The organism is Citrobacter sp. S39 (assembly GCF_009495675.1).
GTDB classification, from domain to species: domain Bacteria; phylum Pseudomonadota; class Gammaproteobacteria; order Enterobacterales; family Enterobacteriaceae; genus Citrobacter; species Citrobacter freundii.
Genome location: NZ_CP045555.1, coordinates 304,336 through 326,041 on the forward strand (window position 1 = coordinate 304,336; position 21,706 = coordinate 326,041).

The window sequence follows — 21,706 nt, forward strand, 5'->3', positions numbered from 1 at the left end:
GGTGGCCGGCAACTCGCTTTAGCGGCTAAAGAAAGCGCGCTGGATAGCCATCTCAACGCCGCGCACTTCCGCCAGCCCTTTCAGTCGACCAATCGCGGAGTAGCCTGGGTTGGTTTTCTTTTTCAGATCGTCCAGCATCTGGTGGCCATGGTCCGGACGCATCGGGATCAGATCCTCTTTACCCTCGGCTTTACGGCGTTGTTCTTCTTCAACGATCGCTTTCACCACCTCGTACATGTCGACATCGCCATTAAGATGCGCCGCCTCATGGAAGGTTTTCGGGTTATCTTCACGCAGCGTGGAGCGCAGATGGGTGAAGTAAATGCGTGGGCCAAACTGTTTGATCATGTCGACCAGATCGTTGTCCGCCCGCACGCCATAGGAGCCGGTGCACATGGTGAAACCGTTCGCCATGCTGTTGACCGTATCGACCATCCACTGCATGTCTTCCACCGTGGAAACAATGCGCGGCAGGCCAAGGATCGGGCGCGGCGGATCGTCCGGGTGTACCGCCATGCGTACGCCAGCTTCTTCCGCCACCGGAATAATCGCCTTCAGGAAGACGGCGAAATTCTCACGCAGCGCGGCTTTGTCGATATCTTTGTAGCGCGCAAGATGCTGGCGGAACTGGTCGAGGGTGTAGCCCTCTTCCGCGCCCGGCAAACCGGCAATGATGTTGCGGGTCAGACGCGCTTTGTCTTCATCGCTCATGTTGGCGAAGCGTTCATTTGCCTGAGCAATCTCTTCGGCGGTGTAGTCCGCTTCCGCGCCCGGACGCTGGAGGATATGCAGCTCAAAGGCGGCAAACTCAATCTGGTCAAAACGCAGCGCTTTGGAGCCGTCCGGTAGAACGTATTCCAGGTCGGTACGGGTCCAGTCGAGAACCGGCATGAAGTTGTAGCACACTGTACGAATACCGCACTGAGCCAGGTTACGCAGGCTTTGCTGGTAGTTGGCGATCCACTGCAGATAGTTGCCGGAACGGGTTTTAATGTCTTCGTGGATCGGCACGCTTTCGACGACCGACCAGACCAGGCCCGCCTGCTCAATAATGGCTTTGCGTTTTAGGATCTCATCAACCGTCCACACTTCCCCGTTCGGGATATGGTGCAAGGCGGTGACAACGCCTGTGGCACCCGCCTGACGTACATCCGCTAAGGTGACCGGATCGTTAGGACCATACCAGCGCCATGTCTGTTCCATGTTTTATTCCTCGTTACGTTATGGACTCGACGATATGGCACATAAATTCCTCCTTTTGGTATGACATGTCAACCTGAAGCTTAAAATTGGTTAACCAAATCACGATTTATTCTATTGAGATCGCCATTTTACGGCCATGTTGCTCAGTAAGAATATAAACATGTAACGCAATGTGACATTCATCGCATCAATGGTTAACCAATATATGTAACATCTCAACCAAAATCATAATAGTTCAACCAATAAAGGTAGACGTTATATGCACGTTCTCAATATTCTGTGGGTCGTATTCGGCATCGGTCTGATGCTGGTGCTCAATCTAAGATTCAAAATAAACTCGATGGTCGCCCTGCTGCTGGCGGCGCTCTCGGTCGGTATGCTGGCGGGTATGGATTTAATGGAGCTGCTGCACACCATGAAATCCGGCTTTGGCAGCACGCTGGGTGAACTGGCGATTATCGTGGTATTCGGGGCGGTCATCGGTAAGCTGATGGTTGATTCCGGGGCGGCGCATCAGATTGCCCATACGCTGCTGGCGCGCCTCGGCCTGCGCTATGTGCAGCTGTCGGTAATCATTATTGGTCTGATCTTCGGCCTGGCGATGTTCTATGAAGTGGCATTTATTATGCTGGCGCCGCTGGTGATCGTCATTGCTGCAGAAGCGAAGATCCCGTTCCTCAAGCTGGCGATTCCTGCCGTTGCCGCCGCCACCACTGCCCACTCGCTGTTCCCACCACAGCCGGGTCCGGTGGCGCTGGTTAACGCCTACGGTGCGGACATGGGCATGGTTTACATCTACGGTATTCTGGTGACCATTCCGAGCGTGATCTGCGCCGGGCTTATCCTGCCGAAGTTCCTCGGCAACCTCGATCGCCCAACGCCGTCATTCATGAAGGCCGATGTACCGGTTGACCAGAATAACCTGCCATCCTTTGGTGTTTCTATCCTGGTGCCGCTGATCCCGGCGATCATCATGATCTCCACCACCATCGCCAACATCTGGTTGGTGAAAGGGACGCAGGCGTGGGAAGTGGTCAACTTCTTAGGCTCTTCACCGATTGCAATGTTTATCGCTATGGTTGTCGCCTTCGTGCTGTTTGGTACCGCGCGTGGTCACGACATGCAATGGGTGATGAATGCCTTTGAAAACGCGGTGAAAAGCATCGCCATGGTGATCCTGATCATCGGCGCGGGCGGTGTACTGAAGCAGACCATTATTGATACCGGCATTGGCGATACCATCGGCATGCTGATGTCGCACGGCAATATTTCTCCGTACATCATGGCGTGGTTGATAACCGTGCTGATTCGTCTGGCAACGGGTCAGGGCGTAGTCTCAGCCATGACGGCTGCAGGGATTATTAGCGCCGCCATTCTCGACCCGGCAACCGGTCAACTGGTGGGCGTCGATCCGGCGCTACTGGTACTGGCAACGGCGGCGGGCTCCAACACCCTGACCCATATCAACGATGCCTCGTTCTGGCTGTTCAAAGGCTACTTTGACCTGTCGGTGAAGGATACGCTGAAAACCTGGGGTCTGCTGGAGCTGGTGAACTCCGTGGTTGGCCTGATTATCGTATTGATCATCAGCATGATTGCATAACGTCGATACCGCTCTGGCCCGCAGCGCCAGAGCGGTTATCCATCCTGCCTCAACAATCCTCAATAATCAGATACACCGCCTTCACCGGGCCATGCACTCCAACCACCTTGATAAGCTCAATATCCGCCGTCGAGCTGGGCCCACTAATGATGTTAATGCACGATGGCATACGCTCACCGGCCTGCGCCTTCTGATGCAGTTTTTCTGCCAGTTGCGCCACGCGCGGCAGGATAGTGCTTTTACGCAGCACGAAAATTGAGGATTCCGGCAACAGGCTCAGGGAACGCCCGCGCTCCGGCGCGGAAAACAGCACCACGCCGCCGGACTCGGTCAGGCCATACTCGGCATACACCACGCCCACTTTCGCCTTTTCGGCCTGGGTAATATTTTCGCTGCCACGCGCCGGATTCCAGACCACGGCGTTGCATTCCTGTTGCAAGCGTTCGGTAATGCCCAGCGCCGCCAGCCGGCTGTCGCCGCTCAGCACCACCGGCTGCTGACCCAATTCTTCGCACAGACGGAGCGCCGCATCTGCGGCCTGGTCTTCGCGAGTCAGCTCACAGCGAGCCAGCATCACTTCACTGGCAAACTGGACAAACGCATCGCAGCGCTGCTGCGGGCTAAGTTCGGTCAGGCGCTCGTTAGCATAGTTGTTAACTGGTGCGACATCCGCTTGCGGTTCGAAGCGCAGCGGGCGACCCAGCGCCTGGGCGATGGTATTTAAAAACGCGGTACGGTTATCCATTCTTTTTCTCCTGCGCCTGATGTTTCTTAAACCAGCTACGGAAGCTCTCGCCGTCGGCATCAGGCAGATCGCGCGCCTCCATCCAGTCACCAATCGCGCCAACCTTGAGCGGCGTTTTGCCGCCATTGATAAACCAGCTCGCCGCATGTGCGCCCGCCATCATCCCGACTTTCCACAGCCCAGGATGACTATTGGCGTAGGCGAACATTTTGATCGCCCGTCGCTCGGCTTTCGGCGTAATGCCCTCCTCGGCCATCACCCGGCGATGACGCAGGATCAGTTTTGACAGCGGAATCTTAACCGGACAAACGCTGTCACAGGCCGTGCATAATGAACAGGCGTATGGCAGATCTTTAAAATCTTTATAGCCGCCGAGCAGCGGAGAGATCACCGCGCCGATAGGGCCGGGATAGATAGAACCATAGCCGTGTCCGCCAATATGGCGGTACGCCGGGCAGGTGTTCATACAAGCCCCGCAGCGGATGCAGCGCAGCACATCGCGAAACTCTGAGCCCAGCACCTGCGAGCGGCCGTTATCGACAATCACCAGATGGAACTCTTCCGGGCCGTCGACGTTATCCGCCTCGCGTGGGCCGGTCAGCCAGGTGTTGTAGCCCGTCAGACGTGCGCCCACGGCGCTGCGCGCCAGCATGGTGATCAACACATCCACCTCGGCAAAGGTCGGCGCGATACGCTCCATGCCCATCACCGCAATGTGCGTTTTCGGCAGCGTGGTGCACATGCGCGCGTTGCCTTCGTTGGTCACCAGGCAAACAGAGCCGGTTTCCGCCACGGCAAAGTTACAGCCGGTAATACCGATTTCGGCACTGAGGAAATCCTCGCGGATCTTCTGGCGAATAAACAAGGTCATGGCTTCCGGGGTTTCCGGGCCGTCGTAGCCCAGACGTTCGTTCAGCACGCGGCGGATCTGATAGCGATCTTTATGAATAGCCGGGACCACAACGTGCGAAGGCGGATCCTGATCCAACTGCAGGATATATTCGCCGAGATCGGTTTCGATCACCTGAATTCCGGCATCCTGCAGCACATGGTTGACACCGATCTCTTCGGTCACCATCGACTTGGACTTCACCACCTTCTTCGCATTTTTACTCTGCGCAACCTGCAGAATATAGCGGGTGGCGTCTTCTTTGGTTTTGGCGAAATAGACGTGGCCGCCGTTTTCCGTCACTTTCTCGGAAAGTTGATACAGGTAAGCATCGAGGTTGCTCAGAACGTGGTCGCGGATCTGGCTGGCACGATCGCGCCAGTCTTCCCAGTGGCCTAGCTCATCAACCATTTTCTGCCGATTCGCACCAATACGCTCCTGCGCGTTGGCCACGGCTTTGCGCATGATCGGATCTTCGATCTGCTGACGAATGCGCAGTTTAAATTCTACATCGCTGGTTTTTATCGACATCTCTTTCCCCTCAGCGGCTCATCAGCACTTCAGCAATATGCATCACTTTGACCGGCTGGCCTTCGCGTTGCAGTCGGCCACCAATGTTCAGCAGGCAGCTGACGTCAGCGCCAATCAAAAACTCCGGCTTCGCATCCATCAGATGTAAAACTTTCTCTTTCACCATCTCGCCGGAGATCTCGGCCATCTTGACCGAGAACGTCCCGCCAAAGCCGCAGCAGGTGTCCTGATCGGCAAACGTCAACAACTCCAGTCCGCGCACGTTTTTCAGCAGCGTGAGCGGCTCTTCCTTCACCCCCAGTTTGCGGGTCAGGCTACAGGAAGGGTGATACACAGCGCGGCCCTGCAGGCTGGCACCCACGTCCACCACGCCCAGTTTGTTGACGATAAAAGAGGTGAGATCCTGCATACGTCCGGCAACCTTCTCGGCGCGCAGCGCCCATTCAGGCTCATCCACCAGATACGTCGGGTAGCTTTTTACCGCGTAGGTGCAGGAGCCTGCCGGGGAGATAATCGGATCGTCGTTGTCTTCCAGCGCGGCGATCAGGTTTTTCATCCCGGGGATCGCCTCTTTGATGTAACCGCTGTTGATGGCTGGCTGACCGCAACACCCTTGCTTTTCGGGGAAATTAACGCGACAACCCAGTTTTTCCAGCAGCAATACGGAGTCTCGTGCCATCCGTGATTTCAGTGCGTCACCAATACAGGTAACAAAGAAATTTACATTCACAATAACTACTCCATTGCTTCATTTCTGTTTATTGCGCTTGATATCGCGATATCAAACAAATGTTCATTCGTATTTCATGCCCAGTTTTTCTGTTTGCTGGTTTTACCAATACCTGGGTTCATGGTGATGCTCTGATCGTTTTCCTTTGATGGCAACTCTCCTCTTCTTATATCAGGACAATCGCAAATGTCTGTATTTTCATTTGTATGACAAAACCAAATAATCCCCTAATCGACTCGCACATGCAATACCCTGGTTTATTTATTTCGGCCTCGCTCACATTTTTATATTGGAAACCACAGCGTTATTAACACCTTAGAAAACAGTTTCAGGTGATTACCACTGTTGTCGCTACCATTATTAAAAAGTTTATTAAATAACTACTTATAGGTATTCAATCGGCACTTAAGTATATTTACCCGGCATTGGATTTTAATTAAAAGATTACAATAGTTACAAAACTACAAATCATAATTACTTTATTCACTGAAGCGATTCAGTTTGCATACTTTATTAGAACAGCAATGTAGCCTCCCAACCATAAATATAAATCAGGTTTAATGAACCAATTGGGAATAGCAATGAACGAATATTTTATGTTTGCCCTGGCACTCTCTCCGTTACTACTGATGGTATTTTTAATATTGAAATTGAAAATGCCCATCCATTATTCAGTACTGATCTCTTTGGTATTCACCGCTGCACTATCGGCAATATTCTGGGAAATGCCCGTACAAAATCTGAAAGCCGCGATAGGCTATGGCGCGCTGAAGGGATTATGGCCGATTGTGATTGTGATCCTCGGCGCTATCTTCAGTTATAACGTCATGCAGGCGACCAAAGCGCTGGATATTCTGCGCGATATTCTCGCCAGTATTAGCGAAGATAAGCGTATTCAGGTGCTGCTGATTTCATGGTGCTTTGGTGGATTTCTTGAAGCCGCGGCGGGTTATGGTACAGCGGTCGCCATTCCGATCGGTATTCTTATCGCATTGGGTTTCAATCCGCTGAAGGCGGCAATTGCCTCTCTGGTGGCAAATACCGTTCCCACTGCATTCGGCGCGGTCGGGATCCCGGTTTCTATTCTGGCGGAACAAGTTAACCTGTCGGTTTATACCTTAGGCGGAACCATTATTCTGCAGCTCGCGCTGTTTAATATCCTGCTGCCATTTGTGATTGTCTGCATTATTGGCGGCGGCCTGAAAGCCATTCGCGGCGTATTTCTGATCACGTTGATTTGCGGTATTACCACACTGGTTCCGCAGTATTTTGTCGCTATTCATCTCGGTGCTGAATTACCCGCCTTTGCCGGTAGCCTGGTCAGCCTGTTTGCCGTGGCAATGGTTAGTCGCCTGCGCAAAGGGAAAACCGATCCCGAGTGGCGAATTGAAGTCAGCCATACCCGCGAAACCACGCCGCGCTCGGCAAAAGTGTTGTTCCGAGTTGGCTCTATTTATCTGTTTATTTTTGTGTTTATCCTGATGTGTTCGCCGCTGTTCCCGACGATAAAAGGCGCAGCCTCACAACTGGCCTCGGTGCTGCATTTCACGTTAGCTGACGGCAAAACGATGGCGTTGAAAGTTGAATGGGTGACCACGCCAGGAATGCTGATCATCTTCGCGACCATTATCGGTGGTTTTATTCAGGGAGCGTCCGCACGCGGGATGCTGGAAGTATTTATCAAAACGATTTTCCAGCTTAAAAACTCTATCGTCGCAATTATGGCGATCGTCGCGCTGGCCACGGTGATGGATCTCAGCGGGATTATCTCCACGCTGGCACAGTCAATTGTCGATCTGACCGGCAGCTCGTACGTCTTCCTCGCCCCGGTGATTGGCGCGCTGGGCACGTTCGTTACCGGCAGCGATACCAACTCGAACATTTTGTTCGGAAAACTGCAAACCATTGCCGCCAGCAAACTGCATATCGATCCCAACTGGCTGGCGGCGGCCAACACCTCTGGCGCAACGGGCGGGAAAATGATTTCGCCGCAAAGCATCGCCATCGCGGTATCCGCCACAAAAATGGACGGTCAGGCCAACCAGATCATGTCTGGCACCATGAAATACTGCTGCGCCTATATCGTGATCCTCGGCTTAAAGGTTGGCCTCTTTTACTACTGGTTTATGGCGTAAACCATTGTCAACCCCGTCAAATTTGCGGCAACCGTATTTGACGACGCGGTGACCAAAAAGGTTTACACTTCCCCGGGAACGGAACGAGGCGACAGACTTTACGATTTGTCGGCGCTGACTAAAATAGCGCCGATGTTTCAAATCGAGGATTGTTGTTATGTTGTTCTGGAAAAAGATGGTGAAGAAGTTCGACGCCTTTTCCGCGTTGATTCCACCACGCTACTTCCGCGTGTAACGCCAGATGGCGCTTCGCTTATCAGGCCTACGTTTCGCATTCATTTGTAGGCCTGCGTTTCACGCTCATTTGTAGGCCGGATAAAGCGCTAGCCGCATCCGGCAGCAGCGTAAAATGTTCACCCCTTTCTCTTACGCAGTCCGCACGCTCTTAACATCACAACCCAAATACGAAGCCATGCAAAACGGTAGACCAGCGGATGCTGAAACCTCAGCAATGTCAGAAACACAGAGCCCCCTTGCGGCGTCAGATCACCGTTGCCTGATAGCGAACCTGTGGGTCCATAATCTGGTGGCGCGCGTCTATCAGCCGCAGTTCATACGAATCATGCTCTTTCGTCAGCCGCATTACCGCGTCAACAACACTGGTGGTCCGCTCCAGTGCCTGCTTGTCCTCATAACCATTGAGCAGTGAGGCCAGCATCACGCTGCAAATCAGATCCCCAACGCCGACCGGCATTTTGGCAAAGGTATACAGCGGCCGGGCAATGTGTAACGTCTGTTCCGGCGTCACCAGCAGCATTTCAAACGCCTGTTTGTTCCGCGAACAGTCGCCGAGATGCTTCACCAGCACCTTCTTTACGCCCCACGACACCAGCTGCCGCGCCGCTTCCACCACCTCGTCAAAACTACGCAGTTGTCTGCCCGTCAGCACGCCCAGCTCATAGAGATTCGGTCCCATCATGTCGGCCAGTTGAATGGCGTCATCGACAAAAAATGACTCCACGCCCTGCGCGACAATGCAGCCTTTTTGCGGGTCGCCCATTACCGGATCGCAAAAATAGAGCGCCTGCGGATTACGCTGACGAATGGTGGAGACGGCGTACTTCACCTCTTCACAATGGCGTTTATCTCCAAGATACCCGGACAATACGGCATCGCATTGCGCCAGCTTTTGCAGGTCATCCAACCCGCTGATGATCGCGCTCAGCTCGCCGTGCGGCATCGCCATGCCCTGCCACATCCCATATTGGGTGTGGTTGGAAAACTGTACGGTGTAAAACGGCCAGACATCGATCCCCGAGAGCTGCATCGGCAACACAGCGGCTTTATTTCCGGCATAGCCATAAACAACCGACGACTGAACAGACAACACGTTTTTCATTTTGACTCCGTCTAACGAAACGTTGGCAGCAGACCAAATACGTCCAGAACAACCGTCAGATAGACAACCGCTCCGCAGACAATCACCAGGTTAAGCACGGTGTTATTACAGGGCGCGGTATAGCTGGCGGTCGGGAAACGTTTCCGCGCGGCTTTCACCAGGAACGGCGGCAGGATCACGCTCCAGATGGTAAAGGCCAAACCAGCGTAACCAATCGCGTGCACAAAACCGTTCGGGAAGAAGAAGCACACGGCGGCTGGCGGGAAGTAGGTCACCAGCGCGGTTTTCAGGCGACCCATGCCGTCGTCCGGGAAGTGAAACAGGTCGGCGATGTAATCGAACAGGCCAAGCGTCGCCGCCAGCAGGGAACTGGCTACCGCGAAGTTGCCGAAAAAGGTGAGGATCAGATCCATATATCGGCTGGTGAACAGCCCGCTGATGGCCTCGACAAACACATCGATATTGCCGCCTTTGGCGATAATCGGCGGGAATGAGGAACGGCTGATGTTACCCATCGTCACGCCCAGCCAGAAAATATACAGCAGCAGAGCAAACAGCGTACCGATGATAATCGAACGCGTAATATTCGAGACTCCGCTTGTGCCATACAGTTTAACCAGGCTTGGCACGTTACCGTGAAAACCAAACGAGATGATGCAGAACGGCAGCGTCATCAGGATGTACGGCAGATACTGCGAATTGGGCAACGCCACCGCCGCGCTGTCGATGAGTTTTGCCACTTCGATATGGCCAATCAGCCCGGAGAACGTGGCAAAGAACGCCACAAACTTACCGATAATCAGCACGGTAGTGATGCGTCCGACCAGCAAGGAACTATACCAGGCAATCGCGCCGACCAGCATACTGACGATCACCACCGAGATATTCGCCGGAAAGCGCACACCGCTGTATTTGAACACGGTTTGCGCCATCACCGCCGACGAACCGGAGATATAGGCATAGGTCAGAATATACAGCACAAAGCCGAAAGCGATACCCACCACGATATTCCACTTCCGGCCTAATAAATCCTGAGTAAAAGTATTAAAACTGGCACCGGCGCCATAATGCAGGTTAACTTCGACCAGCATCAGACCGGTTAATAACATCATGATGGCGATAAATAGAAGAATAACAGACGCACCGGGGAACCATACGCCGGCCATCGCAATCGGCAGGGAGAACATCCCGCCACCCACTACGGTCGCGATAACCAACATGGTTCCGCTAATCAGTCCGGGGGTACTACTCTGTCGCTCAATGGCATTAATATCCATGATAAATGTTCCTGTAGACTATTCGTTATAATTACAGCTGTCATTTGTACATCATGCGGATAATAAAAATGTCGGAGTCAGGGTTTACTTTTTTTAGTTATGTCACGGTAACGGGCACCGCAAAGGCTTCCTGTTCATGGAAAAGGAATACAAAAAAGCCCCATCACGTGATGGGGCCATAACTATTTTTTAGATGTAATCAAAGCGTGCAGTAAAGAAACGCAACTGCTTCGGCTCGTAAATAAACTTCAGCCCGCGAATATCTTCTTTATGCTGGTAAAGTTTAATAATGCCGTCAGCCACGACATCCATATGTGCGTAGGTATAAACACGACGTGGAATAGTCAGACGCACGGTTTCCAGTTTCGGTCTGTGGTGTTCACCGGTCACGTTATTACGGCCCGCAGAGATAATTCCGCGCTCCATACTGCGCACGCCGGTTTCCACATAGATGCTGGCAGCCAGACTTTGTGCCGGGAACTCATCTTGCGTCAGATGCTCGCAGAAGCGACGCGCATCGAGGAATACCGCGTGACCGCCTACCGGTTCAACAATCGGTACGCCAGCGGCTTTCAGCTTATCGCCCAGGTAGCGAACCTGCTTCACGCGGTGCTCAATATATTCGTACTGCATGGCTTCGCGCAGGCCAATCGCCATGGCTTCCATATCACGTCCGGCCAGGCCGCCGTAAGATGGCATCCCTTCGTAGACCACGACTAACTCTTTGGCAGAAGAGAACATTTCGTCATCGTTCATGCACAAGAAACCGCCGATGTTCACCAGACAGTCTTTTTTACCACTCATGGTACAACCGTCGGCGTAGCTGAACATCTGATGCACGATCTCGGCGATGCTCTTGTTCTCAAAACCCTGTTCTTGCTCTTTGATAAAGTAGGCGTTTTCTACGCAGCGGGTAGCGTCGTAGAACACTTTAATGCCATGCGCTTCTGTCAGTTCACGCACCGCACGCATGTTAGCCATCGAGACCGGCTGCCCACCCGCGAGGTTAACCGTCACCGCCAGGCAGATATACGCAATATTCTCTGCGCCTTTTTCATCAATCAGCTTTTGTAATTTTTTAAGATCGATATCACCTTTAAACGCAATATTCAGACCGGCATCGTGCGCTTCGTCACGAACGATATCGACAAACACCGCACCATTTTTTTCCTGGTGATAACGGGTGGTGGTGAAATACATATTTCCGGCAACATATTGCCCGGGCTTAATAGCCAGCTGCGATAACAAGTTTTCTGCGCCACGCCCCTGGTGAGTCGGAACAATATGTTTAAAGCCAAACAGTTCCTGCACTGTTCTTTCCAGATGATAGAAGTTTTCACTGCCCGCGTACGCTTCATCACCCATCATCATTCCGGCCCACTGCTTGTCGCTCATTGCGTTAGTGCCACTGTCTGTCAGCAGGTCAATATAAATATCTTTCGAATTTAACAGGAAAGTATTGTAACCCGCCTCCTGCATTTTCTTGAGGCGTTCAGCACGCGGGATCATAGATACAGTTTCAACGCTTTTAATACGGAAGGGTTCTGCCGGATAATTCATTTTGTTTCTCCAGTAACAGTGGTCATGTACGTATTAATGTGAAGTAAATCATACCTGGTTCATCAACAAATCCTGATGAAATATAACTATTCGCCTCCTGAGTCAGGGGGAGAAATAATGTGGAGGCACTATGCAAGATTTGATTGATTATGGAAATAGCCCGGTCAACATTAATCACTGGCAATAATTTAAAAAGCTGTAAATGTGAGTGATGCAAATCACACGTCATTTTTTTACCCGTTAATATTCAACAAGTTTTTTTTTGCGTTTCGATTTGCCATTCGTCGTAGTGTGTCTGCGGAGAGTGGAAATACTGAAAACATAACTTTCCAGGCTGTTCTCATAATGTATTGGTGAATGAGTACACGCCATTTTGTGAGAGTCGGATCACTTCACGGAGTGATATTTGTGATTTACATCACCAAAAGTGTAAAGCAAAGTGTACAAAACGATGTTGTTTCAGAGTTTACTATTTGCTTCAGTGAGTCAGATCGCATTTTTGGCCAGATGCCGACAGGCGTTGTTTTCTGGAACGTGGGGATATTCAGGCGTGTGAAAGGTAATGAATAAATACGATGAATAATACCGGATTTATTGGGATAGAGAGGATTTCTATTTATTCCGAAAGCGTGCTATTCGCGCTTATTTCATCTTATTTACATCTGGACTTCCCCCTGGATACTGGCGTAATTTACAGGGGTTTTATTAGCGCGATGCGAAGGTGCGCCAACACCTCCGCATCGCTAATCACAGCAACTATTAATAGAGAATAGCAGCCATGACTGATACGCATTGTATTGCAGTTTCATTTGATCCAGAAGTCCACGCCGCAGATAACCGTCGCCTGAAGGTGGGTTATGCGAGCCGTTATCCTGATTACAGCCGTATTCCGGTGAAGTACGTTCGGTTTCCGTCCATTGTGATGAAGGGCCAGTGGCTGAAAGCCGCCGGGTTCGATACCGGCACCGACGTTGATGTTCGCGTAATGCAAGGCTGCATCGTATTAACCGCCCGCACCGCCGACCCCGAAGAGTCAGAACTGATGAAATCCCTGCGCGCCGTGGAAAAGCTCTCCGTGCGTAAGCAAAAGCAGGTACTGGAGTTTATCGGGGTGATTGCGGGGAAAGCGTTGAAGGGGTGAGATTGTAATTGTGATTGTCATTGAGGCGCCTGCGGGGCGCCTTTTTTGAGGAAGCATTTTCATATGATTTTTTATATCAGCACTAGAATATTTAGCTCAAGAATTAATATCTCTAATTAATAACCAATGTCGATATTCTTAATGTTATTTGAGAAACTGTTACTCAGGTCAACTATTTCACCATCTATTTTTGTTATTTACATGCTTTCATTTCTAGCCATCTTATTTTATTAAAGGATTGCCATGGCCGATATAGAAGGCATTGCAAGAAGGATCTATAACATTATCATTTCACCTGATACAGTCACAGGACTTATCAATGGTGGCCTGTCTGTTCCTTTAGATTATGGATATATGATTTACGGTGTCTTTGATACAGACAGCAGATTTAAACGAGAAACAGAACGTATTCGCATCATGACAGCCATAAAAAATGACATTCTAAATTATGAGAATATCGTCAATGCTGTTTCTCGCATCTTTCATCTTTTTAACAATTTCTTATCCGAACAGGCACAAGATAAAATATACAGAACCGTTATTACATCTATAGCAGGAAGGATTATTGCAAATACAATCGCCTCAAACATTGCGAAAGCCGTTATCGAAAAAACATCTTTCACTTATGTTGTCTTTAAGGGTAAAGGTAATCCCATAACACTGTTAAGCACCTTCCTTTTATTGGGAGGTATGACCGAACGTTCTATCAGGACATCGGATGGCCTCAGTACAGATGCACCCGAGATATACGAGTTATTAAGGCCTCATGACTACGATCTTCTTTATTTCCTTTTCATTGATGCAGTACAACCTTTCGTTGATGCTATACATGTTGGATATACAGAAGGCAAACCTACTTTTATAAAAATAATTGAGTTAGTGGGAGAACATTTAAACGGTAAGTCTAAGGACTGGTAACATGAAAAAAATTATCACCCTAATAATAAATTCATTGTTTTGTGGGTATATTGCCACCCTTTGTTTAATTTCTCTCATCGAATTCGATTCATGGCAGGATAAAATCCTTGCCATTATTATCATCGTTGTAAGCGCTTATATTATCGCCTTTATAGCCAATAGGTTCTTACCAACAAAGATACACATGATGGGGGGAGTTCTTGATCTATTATCCGGTCCATTGCTAATCGCAGGAGGCCTCGCCTGTTTCGCTTTTCTTGAACCCTGGCCCATAAAAATTATTGGAACATTCGTTTGGATTCTCATCATGCTTTATTTCCCTTCCCGTATAAATATAGATAAGGACTAATCATGTCAAACCCAGCCTATCTGTGGTTAACCGATGCAAATGGCTCCCCCGTAATGGGAAGCTCACAAGTCGCTGGACGCATTGGTGCTATTGAACTGAAAGCAGTCACTCATCACCTGTCTGTCCCTGTAGATGGAAATACAGGTAGACTGACAGGAACGCGTGTGCACGCGCCGATTACAATACAGAAGGAGTTTGATAAAACAACGCCTCTTTTGTATAAAGCGTTAAGTGAAAGCCAGACATTAAAATCAGCCACAATAAAAATGTATCAAACTCTAGAGGTTGGTATTGAAAGTGAATATTTCAATATCATTTTAGAAAATGTAAAAGTGACAGGAATCACACCAAATTTATTCCCCGGTTCGGGAACAGGAACCCACAATGAAACTATTCAGCTAAGATATGAGGCTATTACATGGAAGCACTGCGATGGAAATATCATTTATAAGGATGCCTGGAATCACAGAGTAATTTCGTAACTGCCATTGAGTATTTCACCAGCACAGAAAGAATGTGCTGGTGGTGAAAGCATACGTTTTATGAACAAACGAGGTCATTCCTCTCTAATAAACAGCGAGATACACCACCAAAACTTTTGAGTAAACTGATACTGCCATTATTCTTCGTATAATTATTTCCCAGATTTTGTCAATGCAATCAACATCTAATTGCGTCAGTATCCTCTGTAAGCATACAGTCAATCATATAACCAGTGACCTGCTCTGGCTGATTCTACGAACATACGCACAGTAAGCGGTTTTGACACTTGTGTAGTGGTTTACTGAATTTGGCCACCTGAACAGAGGTGATATGCTCACCTCAGAACATTACAGGTGCCCTAATGAAAAAAAGAAATTTCAGCGCAGAGTTTAAACGTGAATCCGCTCAACTGGTCCTTGATCAGAACTACACCGTTGCAGCTGCGGCCAGTGCTATGGATGTGGGTCTTTCTACCATGACGCGATGGGTAAAGCAGTTGCGGGATGAACGACAGGGCAAAATACCTAAAGCCTCCCCTATAACCCCGGAACAGATTGAAATACGTGAGCTGAAGAAAAAGCTACAACGCATTGAAATGGAAAACGACATATTAAAAAAGGCTACCGCGCTCTTGATGTCAGACTCCCTGAACAATTCTCGTTAATCGGGAAACTCAGAGCGCAGTATCCTGTGGTCACACTCTGCCACGTGTTCGGGGTTCATCGCAGTAGCTACAAATACTGGGAGAAAAGCGCCGAAAAGCCAGACGGCTGGCGAGCTGTGTTACGCAGCCAGGTTCGGGAGCTGCATAACATCAGCCATGGCTCTGCTGGCGCAAGAAGTATCGCCATTATGGCAACCCTGAGAGGCTTCAGAATGGGACGCTGGCTTGCTGGCAGGCTCATGAAAGAACTGGGGCTGGTGAGTTGTCAGCAGCCTACCCACCGGTATAAACGTGTTGGTCATGAACACATCGCTATCCCGAATCGCCTTGAGCGACAGTTCGCAGTGACAGAACCTAACCAGGTGTGGTGCGGCGATGTGACGTACATCTGGACAGGCAAGCGTTGGGCTTACCTTGCAGTTGTTCTCGATCTGTTCGCAAGGAAACCAGTGGGCTGGGCAATGTCATTCTCGCCGGATAGCAAGCTGACCATCAGAGCGCTGGAAATGGCGTGGGAAGCTCGCGGTAAACCAGCCGGAGTGATGTTCCACAGTGACCAGGGTAGCCACTATACAAGCAGGCAGTTCCGGCAGTTACTGTGGCGTTGCCAGATCAGGCAGAGTATGAGCCGACGTGGAAACTGTTGGGACAACAGCCCGATGGAACGCTTCTTCCGTAGTCTGAAAAACGAGTGGGTGCCAGTGACAGGTTATATAAACTTTAGCGATGCTGCTCATGCGATCACAGACTATATCGTCGGGTATTACAGCTCGCTAAGGCCGCATGACTATAACGGTGGGTTGCCCCCAAACGAATCGGAAAACCGATACTGGAAAAACTCTAAAGCCGTGGCCAGTTTTAGTTGACCACTACAGGCGGTGTTTCTCTGCTTTCATCACTGGAGAAATACTATGCCAACTTCATCCATCACTGAAGCAACATCCTTATCATTGTCTATCTCATCTGAGGCTTGGGAAAAGGTAGTCAGTTTTCCACCCGATCCCTCTCAGGAAGATGACCGCCTCGAAAACCTGATTGTCGCGACCATGTTGACATTCAAAAGCGCAGGGCCGGACCGTAAGAGCATCAATTTCGGTCTGTACTGTTTGCCCTCTGACGGCAGCAGCAATGTACCGCTGATGACGCCGCTGCGCTTAACGCTTGAAGATAACCACCTGTTGGTTACTGCCCTTCACACCAGCTGATTTCCTCAGCATCCTTTACTCCCCGTGCCGGGCGACTCCCGACCGGGAGCGCTGTACCCGGCTTCTTTATCATGAGGTTACGCTTATGAACAGAAGCAACGATCTTTACCAGAAAGTCACCGATGAAATTATCGCCGCGCTGGAAAAAGGCGTGATCCCCTGGGTTCGCCCGTGGCGGGAAGGGGAACCGGTGGTGCCGATGAATGCCCTGTCCAGGCGGTTTTATCACGGCATCAATATTCCTCTGCTCTGGAACCGCGCAGAACGACAGGGATATGAGAGCGATCGCTGGCTGACCTTCACACAAATTCGCAATGCAGGCGGTAACATCCGCAAAGGCGAAAAATCTACACTGGCCGTGTTCTATCTGCCCCAGCAGCGCGAGGTAGTGGACAGCAATGGGAACAAGGTTCTTGGTGCTGACGGCAACCCTAAATTGACGTCCTACGCCGTAGTACGCGAGTTCCGGCTGTTCAACATTCAGCAATGCGAAGGACTGCCGGAGGCGTTTTCACAGCCTGTCGTGATAGTCGATGATCCTATCGCCGCCGCTGAGCAGGTTGCCCGGCAAAGTGCGGTGGAGATCACTCACCGACGCCAGAACCGGGCGTATTACTCGCCAGGGCGCGACTGCATCATCATGCCGCATCCTGAGCAGTTCACTTCGCGTGAGGATTATTACGGCACGCTGCTGCATGAACTGACGCATGCTACCGGACACGCTTCACGGCTGAACCGGGACAGCATCACTGCCGGAAAACATACCTTCGGCGATCCGACGTATAGTTTCGAAGAGCTCGTCGCCGAAATGGGTGCAGCTTTCCTCTGTGCTCATGTTGGCATCCAGTCGAAGCTACAGCATGACAGTTACATCGCATCGTGGCTGAAGGTGTTACAGCAGGACAAAAAAGCGATTTTCCGCGCCAGTGGATTAGCGCGTAATGCCTGTGAATATCTGCTTGAACGGGCGCAGCAGCCGTTAGCGCTGAGCGCATGACCTTCATATCAACGGCGGAGCATCCCTGCTCTGCCGTTTTTCTCCACTCCAATAAATTTGCGAGCCCCAATAAACAATTTCGCCCCAAATCTGACGGCACCAAAAGGCAAAATCCAAAGGGTGAAGGGGAAGAGAGTGAAGGGGTAACGGGCTTACCCGAAAAAGGGGAAAGGGCCATTATGCGGATATGGCTGACGCGCAAAAAGCAAAACACCACACCATCCACTGGCGAACCAGACGTCACGGAGGGATGGCTGCATCCTGAATCCGCGCAAACGCTACTGGCTGGAACTACCCGCCAACAGCTGATCCAATTTATTCGCCAGAGCACCGCACTCCCTGCCTCACTGTTTGAACGCTTCTGGCTGATACCAATCCACCGCTTCGCAGAACTGGCGCAGTCGTTTCCCGCCTCGGAAAACCACCACCATTCCCACGCAGGTGGCCTGCTCGATCATAGTCTCGAAGCCGCCTGCTATGCCGCACGGCTGCGGCAGAGTTATATTTTTCCGCCTGATGCAGCGCCGGAAGATCAGGCCGCTCAGTCCGAACGCTGGACGACAGTCATCATCTACGCTGCACTGCTGCACGATCTGGGCAAACTCATCACTGATATTGAGGTGGAGGACGCCAGCGGGCAACGCTGGTTTCCATGGCATGGCCCGCTGACCCAGCCTTACCGATTCCGTTATCTGCCGCAACGTGATTATCTGCGCCATCCGGCTGCGGCAGCCCTTCTGCTTACCCAACTTCTCCCACCGGAAAGCCTAGACTGGCTCGCCGCTGATTCAGTTGCCTTATCCACCCTGCTTCACTGCCTGAACGGGCAGTATCAGTATGCCGGGCTGGCAGGTGAACTGGTGCAAAAAGCCGACCGGGCGTCGGTAGCATTTAATCTCGGCGGCGATCCGGTCAAGGCTATCCATCGCCCGCAAACCTCGCTGCCGCAGCAAATCATCGCCGCTCTGCGTGACCTGCTGGCAAATGAGTTCCGACTCAACAACCCGAACGGTGGCTCTGACGGCTGGCTAACGGAAGAGGCGCTGTGGCTGGTCAGTAAGAACGCTGCCGATGCCGTGCGCGGCTGGCTGCTGCACCAAGGGATTGACGCCGTACCGCAACATAACGTGCGGCTGTTCGATGAGATGCAGGCGCACCAGTTACTTATCCCCTGTGAGGATAAAGCCATCTGGCATTGCCGGATTGAGGCCAGCGGCGGCTGGAGCAGTGAGCTTACGCTACTGCGCTTTTCCCCTTCGCTGATTTGGGAAGATCCACAACAGCGGCCCGCAATCTTCAGTGGAACCGTCACGCCAATAGCGGGAATCCGAAATGAGACAGAAGCAGTGATTGAAACAAACACCGAAGTAGAACAACCATCCCCCCTACCCGAACAGGACGATACCCCACTTTCAGGCGAAGCCTTCTGGCAGTGGCTGGTTCGTAATGTTCAGGCTCAACATCTGGAAGTCAATGAACCTAACGCCCGGATCCATACCGTCGCCGGGTCGGTGTTTCTGGTGACGCCCGGTATTTTCAAACTCTGGCTTAGCGCCTGCGGTCAGAATGTCCCTGAAGAATACTGGCGGGAGGTACAGAAGAAGTTCCAGAACCTGAGTCTTCACCGAAAACAAAAAAACGGCCTCAACATCTGGCACTGCGCCGTTGTCGGCCCACGCCGTTGTTCACGTCTGAAGGGATATCTGCTTGACGATCCCACGCCGCTTTTTGGAGATGACGTTCCCTTTAATAACCCTCATCTCTTGCTCAATGAAGGAAGTCACTCAAATGACCTTTGAACAGATCCTGGAAGAGTATTTTTTTGCCCGCTTGTTGCGACCTGACACCCAGAGCTGTTATCGCACGGCAGTAAACCAGTTCACTCACTGGCGCAACGTGTTACCCGCCGAAGTGACGTCGCATATGGTGCTGGAGTGGCGTCATTACCTGCTAAATGTGCGCTGTATCAAGCCAGTGAGCTGGAACCACTATATGCGCCATATGCGGGCTTTATATAACTTCGCCATTGAACAGGGATTATTGGAGCAGTTCACCAATCCATTTCAGAAAACATCGCTGAGGGAATCTCGTAAGAAAAAGAAAACCCTGACCCGCGAGCAAATCCTCGCATCCCGTAAAGTGCTGAACCAATATATCGAACGGGAGAAAATGCAGCATGGCTATCGTTCGCCTTTATATCCGGCATGGTTTTGGCTGACCGTGGTTGAAACCTTCAACTACACCGCTATCCGGCTGAATCAGCTTATTCACCTGCGGATCAGGGATATCGATCTGGTCCATGACACGCTGTTTATTCAGAGCGAAGGCAGCAAAAGCCATGATGAACACATTGTTCCTATCGCCTCCCGGTTACGGCCCTATCTGGAGCAGATGCTTGAAGAGGCGAAAACAAAGGGAATGCGGGCTGACGATCAGTTGTTCAACATCAATCGTTTCAGTCGAAGGACGCTGCGCCAGGGTAAACCGATGACAGAAAATCAGGTGAGTTATTTCTTTGCCAAACTCAGCGATGCCTGCCACAGCCGTTTTTCATCACATCGCTACCGTCATACCGTTGCCACAGAATTGATGCAGAAACCGGAGCAAAATTTGTATGTCACGCAGAAACTACTCGGCCACCGCGATATTAAGGTGACGCTCAGCTATATTGAACACAATGTCGAGATGCTCAGAAGTTGCGTGGAGAGAGATTGACAAAACAGGGAGTGAGTGAAAAGATCCGGCCCGAGGCTTTATAAACAAAAAAAGCCGGAGATGCGGCTATTTTGTAGTTGCCGTCAACATCCAGCTTCATTGTACAACGTACTGATTGTTGTAGTTTTTCCGATTACCATCATCGTTTTTGGTGCGAAGGCCGGACTCGCAAAATCAATATAACCAACTGAATTAGATAAATATTAAATCATTTAAATATTCGTTATATACTCACTTGTATACTCAATTGGTTTTAGTTTGCTATCATTATAAATCAATGAGTTAGAGCAATGTGTATAGTCTCAGTTTTGAGCCATTTTTACCAGCAGGAAGCAACTGAAACACTCCGCTTCAACGAGGCTGAGCTAACATCCCCGGATAGTGTTTCGCAATAATGTCATTCATCCTTTCTATCAACTCCAAACGCTTGAACGTCAGATGGGCAGTTCCCTTTTGAAAGTAACGAATACTGAAGAACTCATCCTCGTACATATCCTTAGCAGGGTTATCTCGAATATGTTCCATCAACCGGGTAGAGATATCACCACGGTTGTCGGGAATCGGTTTGCCATCGAGTAAAAACAGCATCCGCTCCAGATCCGCCAGTTGATCCCGCCTCCAGCCCCAGTTCAGACTAAATCCCCAGCGGTTATGCGTCACCAGATTGTTAATGATGATCTTCTTACCAAAGCTACAAGGGCTATTGGTCTTATAATCCCATGACAGACCTTTGAACACATTGATGATCCCACGCTCAAATACATCCATTTTATTCAGATGTAACTGCTCAAAAGTACTGAGTATATTTGCCTCGCTGATAGCAGGTAGATCGCCCTCCTCCAGGTTCTTATGCCATTGTTCGCGCGCCTGAGCATCCATCAATGCCATCATGCCAGACTTCAACATCAAATCACGCCAGATACTACGGTCAATATTGCGGGTGACAGCAGGGATCGCTTTATCCACAGTTTCAGTCAGCCAACTATCGTAGCGGTGCCCGGCTTTCATCGCCCAGTCTTGCGCCGTACCACCGCCAACTTCAGAGGTTAACCGTGAAATGGCATCAAGCTGCTGGATGAGCTGTTCAATTTGCAGCAGTGCAGCATCGCGGCCAGAAACTACTCGTTCGATACTGGTCGAACAGATGAGTTCATTGTGTTCCGTTAATACAACGGGTTCTGTTTGCATCGTCAATCATCCATAAAAGCAAACACGCCTGCCG

Annotated in this window: 20 protein-coding genes; 11 read left to right on the forward strand and 9 right to left on the reverse strand. The window is 50.6% G+C overall.

Annotation, left to right across the window (positions count from 1 at the left end; genetic code table 11):
• Positions 1–18 precede the first annotated feature (18 nt).
• Entirely contained in the window at positions 19–1,203 is a 1,185-nt protein-coding gene (gene uxuA / locus GFB57_RS01375) for a mannonate dehydratase (protein ID WP_003033263.1), read from the reverse strand.
• A gap of 259 nt (positions 1,204–1,462) precedes the next feature.
• Here uxuA and gntP point away from each other — a divergent pair, with 259 nt between their 5' ends.
• The gene (gene gntP / locus GFB57_RS01380) at positions 1,463–2,806 is read left to right on the forward strand and encodes a gluconate permease GntP (RefSeq protein ID WP_003033260.1); all 1,344 of its coding nucleotides are present in this window, start codon (positions 1,463–1,465) and stop codon (positions 2,804–2,806) included.
• 49 nt (positions 2,807–2,855) lie between these two features.
• On the opposite strand, the gene GFB57_RS01385 is transcribed toward gntP, so the two are convergent.
• Genes GFB57_RS01385 through GFB57_RS01395 form a run of 3 tightly spaced genes read right to left on the reverse strand, consistent with a single transcriptional unit; the run spans position 2,856 to position 5,701 of the window.
• Complete coding sequence (locus tag GFB57_RS01385) at positions 2,856–3,551, reverse strand: lactate utilization protein C (protein ID WP_003033257.1); 696 nt, start codon at positions 3,549–3,551, stop codon at positions 2,856–2,858.
• The gene (locus tag GFB57_RS01390) at positions 3,544–4,971 is read right to left on the reverse strand and encodes a LutB/LldF family L-lactate oxidation iron-sulfur protein (protein ID WP_003033254.1); all 1,428 of its coding nucleotides are present in this window, start codon (positions 4,969–4,971) and stop codon (positions 3,544–3,546) included. The genes GFB57_RS01385 and GFB57_RS01390 overlap by 8 nt, the downstream gene beginning before the upstream one ends.
• Before the next feature lie 10 nt (positions 4,972–4,981).
• Positions 4,982–5,701, reverse strand: a complete 720-nt coding sequence (locus GFB57_RS01395; protein ID WP_003033252.1) for a (Fe-S)-binding protein — start codon at positions 5,699–5,701, stop codon at positions 4,982–4,984.
• A gap of 581 nt (positions 5,702–6,282) precedes the next feature.
• Here GFB57_RS01395 and GFB57_RS01400 point away from each other — a divergent pair.
• Complete coding sequence (locus GFB57_RS01400; protein ID WP_003029921.1) at positions 6,283–7,836, forward strand: L-lactate permease; 1,554 nt, start codon at positions 6,283–6,285, stop codon at positions 7,834–7,836.
• A gap of 481 nt (positions 7,837–8,317) precedes the next feature.
• Here GFB57_RS01400 and pdxY read toward each other — a convergent pair whose 3' ends face one another.
• The 3 genes from pdxY to GFB57_RS01415 form a co-directional block, all read right to left on the reverse strand.
• The gene (pdxY, locus tag GFB57_RS01405) at positions 8,318–9,175 is read right to left on the reverse strand and encodes a pyridoxal kinase PdxY (protein WP_003031569.1); all 858 of its coding nucleotides are present in this window, start codon (positions 9,173–9,175) and stop codon (positions 8,318–8,320) included.
• Positions 9,176–9,186: 11 nt separating this feature from the next.
• Positions 9,187–10,452, reverse strand: a complete 1,266-nt coding sequence (locus GFB57_RS01410) for an aromatic amino acid transporter (RefSeq protein ID WP_003031571.1) — start codon at positions 10,450–10,452, stop codon at positions 9,187–9,189.
• 189 nt (positions 10,453–10,641) lie between these two features.
• Positions 10,642–12,012: a tyrosine phenol-lyase gene (locus GFB57_RS01415; RefSeq protein ID WP_003031573.1), complete on the reverse strand. Its 1,371-nt coding sequence runs from the start codon at positions 12,010–12,012 to the stop codon at positions 10,642–10,644.
• Positions 12,013–12,790: 778 nt separating this feature from the next.
• Here GFB57_RS01415 and symE point away from each other — a divergent pair.
• The 4 genes from symE (at position 12,791) to tssD (ending at position 14,902) form a co-directional block, all read left to right on the forward strand.
• Positions 12,791–13,153, forward strand: coding sequence for an endoribonuclease SymE (gene symE / locus GFB57_RS01420; RefSeq protein ID WP_003031575.1), 363 nt, complete (start codon positions 12,791–12,793; stop codon positions 13,151–13,153).
• A 243-nt stretch (positions 13,154–13,396) separates the two neighbouring features.
• Positions 13,397–14,071 carry a hypothetical protein gene (locus GFB57_RS01425; protein WP_003031576.1) on the forward strand — a complete coding sequence of 225 codons (675 nt, stop codon included), beginning with the start codon at positions 13,397–13,399 and terminating at the stop codon, positions 14,069–14,071.
• Position 14,072: 1 nt separating this feature from the next.
• Entirely contained in the window at positions 14,073–14,420 is a 348-nt protein-coding gene (locus GFB57_RS01430; protein WP_003031578.1) for a hypothetical protein, read from the forward strand.
• A gap of 2 nt (positions 14,421–14,422) precedes the next feature.
• Positions 14,423–14,902 (forward strand): type VI secretion system tube protein TssD, encoded by a 480-nt coding sequence (gene tssD / locus GFB57_RS01435; RefSeq protein ID WP_003031579.1) that lies wholly within the window; start codon positions 14,423–14,425, stop codon positions 14,900–14,902.
• Positions 14,903–15,120: 218 nt separating this feature from the next.
• On the opposite strand, the gene GFB57_RS01440 is transcribed toward tssD, so the two are convergent.
• A complete protein-coding gene (locus tag GFB57_RS01440; RefSeq protein WP_286506375.1) occupies positions 15,121–15,189 on the reverse strand; it encodes a DUF1493 family protein in 69 nt (22 codons plus the stop codon).
• Positions 15,190–15,264: 75 nt separating this feature from the next.
• Here GFB57_RS01440 and GFB57_RS01445 point away from each other — a divergent pair.
• From GFB57_RS01445 to GFB57_RS01465, 5 genes are all read left to right on the forward strand, one after another.
• Positions 15,265–16,433 (forward strand): IS3 family transposase gene (locus GFB57_RS01445; protein WP_100216202.1). Its coding sequence is split into 2 segments (ribosomal slippage): positions 15,265–15,514 and positions 15,514–16,433, totalling 1,170 coding nucleotides; the frame shifts between segments, so codons are not numbered across the junction.
• 45 nt (positions 16,434–16,478) lie between these two features.
• Positions 16,479–16,772 (forward strand): hypothetical protein, encoded by a 294-nt coding sequence (locus GFB57_RS01450; protein ID WP_088760283.1) that lies wholly within the window; start codon positions 16,479–16,481, stop codon positions 16,770–16,772.
• 85 nt (positions 16,773–16,857) lie between these two features.
• Positions 16,858–17,769, forward strand: coding sequence for a zincin-like metallopeptidase domain-containing protein (locus GFB57_RS01455; protein ID WP_200042929.1), 912 nt, complete (start codon positions 16,858–16,860; stop codon positions 17,767–17,769).
• Between the two features lie 179 nt (positions 17,770–17,948).
• Positions 17,949–19,568 carry a MobH family relaxase gene (mobH, locus tag GFB57_RS01460; RefSeq protein ID WP_200042928.1) on the forward strand — a complete coding sequence of 540 codons (1,620 nt, stop codon included), beginning with the start codon at positions 17,949–17,951 and terminating at the stop codon, positions 19,566–19,568.
• On the forward strand, positions 19,558–20,484 hold the full coding sequence (locus tag GFB57_RS01465) for a site-specific integrase (protein ID WP_290366926.1): 927 nt from the start codon (positions 19,558–19,560) through the stop codon (positions 20,482–20,484). The genes mobH and GFB57_RS01465 overlap by 11 nt, the downstream gene beginning before the upstream one ends.
• A 351-nt stretch (positions 20,485–20,835) precedes the next feature.
• Here GFB57_RS01465 and GFB57_RS01470 read toward each other — a convergent pair whose 3' ends face one another.
• A complete protein-coding gene (locus GFB57_RS01470) occupies positions 20,836–21,672 on the reverse strand; it encodes a DUF4942 domain-containing protein (RefSeq protein WP_165459078.1) in 837 nt (278 codons plus the stop codon).
• Positions 21,673–21,706: the final 34 nt, after the last annotated feature.

What these genes read in the sequence shown, in the direction of transcription:
- uxuA (WP_003033263.1), bottom strand. Translation starts at nt 1,203, where the DNA reads ATGGAACAGACATGGCGCTGGTATGGTCCTAACGATCCGGTCACCTTA.
- gntP (WP_003033260.1), top strand. Translation starts at nt 1,463, where the DNA reads ATGCACGTTCTCAATATTCTGTGGGTCGTATTCGGCATCGGTCTGATG.
- GFB57_RS01385 (WP_003033257.1), bottom strand. Translation starts at nt 3,551, where the DNA reads ATGGATAACCGTACCGCGTTTTTAAATACCATCGCCCAGGCGCTGGGT.
- GFB57_RS01390 (WP_003033254.1), bottom strand. Translation starts at nt 4,971, where the DNA reads ATGTCGATAAAAACCAGCGATGTAGAATTTAAACTGCGCATTCGTCAG.
- GFB57_RS01400 (WP_003029921.1), top strand. Translation starts at nt 6,283, where the DNA reads ATGAACGAATATTTTATGTTTGCCCTGGCACTCTCTCCGTTACTACTG.
- pdxY (WP_003031569.1), bottom strand. Translation starts at nt 9,175, where the DNA reads ATGAAAAACGTGTTGTCTGTTCAGTCGTCGGTTGTTTATGGCTATGCC.
- GFB57_RS01410 (WP_003031571.1), bottom strand. Translation starts at nt 10,452, where the DNA reads ATGGATATTAATGCCATTGAGCGACAGAGTAGTACCCCCGGACTGATT.
- GFB57_RS01415 (WP_003031573.1), bottom strand. Translation starts at nt 12,012, where the DNA reads ATGAATTATCCGGCAGAACCCTTCCGTATTAAAAGCGTTGAAACTGTA.
- symE (WP_003031575.1), top strand. Translation starts at nt 12,791, where the DNA reads ATGACTGATACGCATTGTATTGCAGTTTCATTTGATCCAGAAGTCCAC.
- GFB57_RS01425 (WP_003031576.1), top strand. Translation starts at nt 13,397, where the DNA reads ATGGCCGATATAGAAGGCATTGCAAGAAGGATCTATAACATTATCATT.
- GFB57_RS01430 (WP_003031578.1), top strand. Translation starts at nt 14,073, where the DNA reads ATGAAAAAAATTATCACCCTAATAATAAATTCATTGTTTTGTGGGTAT.
- tssD (WP_003031579.1), top strand. Translation starts at nt 14,423, where the DNA reads ATGTCAAACCCAGCCTATCTGTGGTTAACCGATGCAAATGGCTCCCCC.
- GFB57_RS01450 (WP_088760283.1), top strand. Translation starts at nt 16,479, where the DNA reads ATGCCAACTTCATCCATCACTGAAGCAACATCCTTATCATTGTCTATC.
- GFB57_RS01455 (WP_200042929.1), top strand. Translation starts at nt 16,858, where the DNA reads ATGAACAGAAGCAACGATCTTTACCAGAAAGTCACCGATGAAATTATC.
- mobH (WP_200042928.1), top strand. Translation starts at nt 17,949, where the DNA reads ATGCGGATATGGCTGACGCGCAAAAAGCAAAACACCACACCATCCACT.
- GFB57_RS01465 (WP_290366926.1), top strand. Translation starts at nt 19,558, where the DNA reads ATGACCTTTGAACAGATCCTGGAAGAGTATTTTTTTGCCCGCTTGTTG.
- GFB57_RS01470 (WP_165459078.1), bottom strand. Translation starts at nt 21,672, where the DNA reads ATGCAAACAGAACCCGTTGTATTAACGGAACACAATGAACTCATCTGT.